The 1,839-nt window shown below is 67.5% G+C and carries 3 protein-coding genes; 1 reads left to right on the plus strand and 2 read right to left on the minus strand.

Going from position 1 to position 1,839, the window contains the following annotated elements; all coding sequences use genetic code 11:
• Positions 1-61: 61 nt before the first annotated feature.
• Both ACWELQ_RS45025 and ACWELQ_RS45030 read right to left on the minus strand, forming a co-directional pair.
• Complete coding sequence (locus tag ACWELQ_RS45025; RefSeq protein ID WP_452403077.1) at positions 62-373, minus strand: hypothetical protein; 312 nt, start codon at positions 371-373, stop codon at positions 62-64.
• 130 nt (positions 374-503) lie between these two features.
• Positions 504-788, minus strand: a complete 285-nt coding sequence (locus ACWELQ_RS45030) for a DUF2631 domain-containing protein (protein ID WP_452403078.1) — start codon at positions 786-788, stop codon at positions 504-506.
• Positions 789-1,029: 241 nt separating this feature from the next.
• Here ACWELQ_RS45030 and ACWELQ_RS45035 point away from each other — a divergent pair.
• A partial coding sequence (locus tag ACWELQ_RS45035; protein WP_452403079.1) for a 1-deoxy-D-xylulose-5-phosphate reductoisomerase occupies positions 1,030-1,839 on the plus strand: 810 nt, incomplete at its 3' end.

The following is a 1,839-nucleotide window of genomic DNA, read 5'->3' on the forward strand; positions in this document are numbered from 1 at the left end:
CGAACCAATTCGTGTGCGCGCACCCGGGATTCAGGTGTTCGGGCGCGCGATTGCCTTGTGTTTACGCGCAGGCGGCGTTGAACGCGTCGAGCGCGTCACCCAGATCGGTGACATTGTCGTCGGTCAACGCGGTGACGAAGGCCGTGATCGCGGCCTTGTCCGAACCGTAGGCGGCGATGGCGTTCAGCTTGGCGGCCAGTGCCTGCTGACCGTCGGTGTCGATGCCGTCGGGGTACTTGTCGTGAGCGGCATTGATCAGATCGGTGGCCGTGCCGCAGGCGGCGGACTGCGCCGAAGCGGTCGCGGTCGGCAGCGCCAGCAGTGCGGCGGTGGTGGTGAGGGCCAGCAGACTGGCCGTCAGGATCTTGCGCATGTGGTGTCTCCGGTTACTCGGTACTGCGTTGTGACGGTAGCGAGTGTGCCGCAGGACACCGACAAAACCCGAAAGCCCCACGGAAAGTCTCCGTGGGGCAAGGGAATCCGCGTGTCGCGCTAGGACGCGCTCAGCGCGGGCGGCGCGACAGGATGGAGTCGCGGATCAGCACGAACGCCAGCCCGATCGCGAACAACACCAGGAAGATGTAACCGACATTGCCGGTGCCCGACGAGCTGCCCTGCTGGTTCTCGAACAGCATGGCCAGCAGGATCACGACGACGACCCAGCCCGCGGCGCGAGCGGTCCGGCGCGACTCACCGCTCCAGCCCCACGCTGCGGACGGAACCTCAGCGGTGTCGACCTTGGTCACGACATCCTTCGGGTGCGCGGGTTCCAGTTCCGTGGCGGCCACTTCGGCTCCTTTACGGCTCGAATCGATTGCTGCTGACCGATATCGTGACATACGACCCGCTGTCGTAGCGACCAGGGGGAGGGACAACTCTCGTAACTCTCAGGGGCAAGCCCCTGAAACCCCGGCCGGGATAAGGGCGTGTCGCCCGGGCAGGAGTGGGGAAACCCCGGTGCCGGTGGGGCGTGGCGGCCGCGCGCAGGGCCGGGGGAGGGTGCCGACGGCGTCAAGGGACAATGGCCCCGTGTCCGACGTTGTGAGAGTTCTGCTGCTGGGCAGCACCGGTTCGATTGGTACGCAGGCACTGGAGGTGATCGCGGCCAACCCCGACCGTTTCGAAGTGGTCGGTCTGGCGGCGCGCGGGGGAAATACGGAACTTTTGGCGGCGCAGATCGCGGCCACCGGGACCACGAACGTGGCGGTGGCCGACGAGGCCGCTGCGGCGAAACTCGGTGTGGCGCTGGCGGGTCCGGACGCCGCCACCGAGTTGGTGCGGCGCACCGACGCGGACGTGGTGCTCAACGCGCTGGTCGGGTCGCTTGGGCTGGAACCGACGCTGGCCACCCTGGAGTCGGGGCGGCGACTCGCCCTGGCCAACAAGGAATCTCTGGTCGCGGGCGGCTCATTGGTGACACGCGCGGCCAAGCCCGGCCAGATCGTGCCGGTCGACTCCGAACACTCCGCTCTCGCCCAATGCCTGCGCGGCGGGCGCGCCGACGAGGTCGCGAAACTGGTGCTCACCGCCTCGGGCGGGCCGTTCCGCGGCTGGACCACCGAGATGCTGGAATCGGTGAATCCGGCCGAGGCCAAGACACATCCGACCTGGTCCATGGGTCCGATGAACACGCTCAACTCGGCGTCGCTGGTCAACAAGGGCCTCGAGCTGATCGAAACGCATCTGCTGTTCGGCGTCCCCTACGAGGACATCGACGTCACCGTGCACCCGCAGTCGATCGTGCACTCCATGGTCACCTTCAAGGATGGCTCGACGCTCGCGCAGGCCAGCCCGCCCGATATGAAGCTGCCCATCGCGCTGGCGCTGGGCTGGCCGGAC

The sequence above is a fragment of the Nocardia sp. NPDC004722 genome (assembly GCF_053601505.1).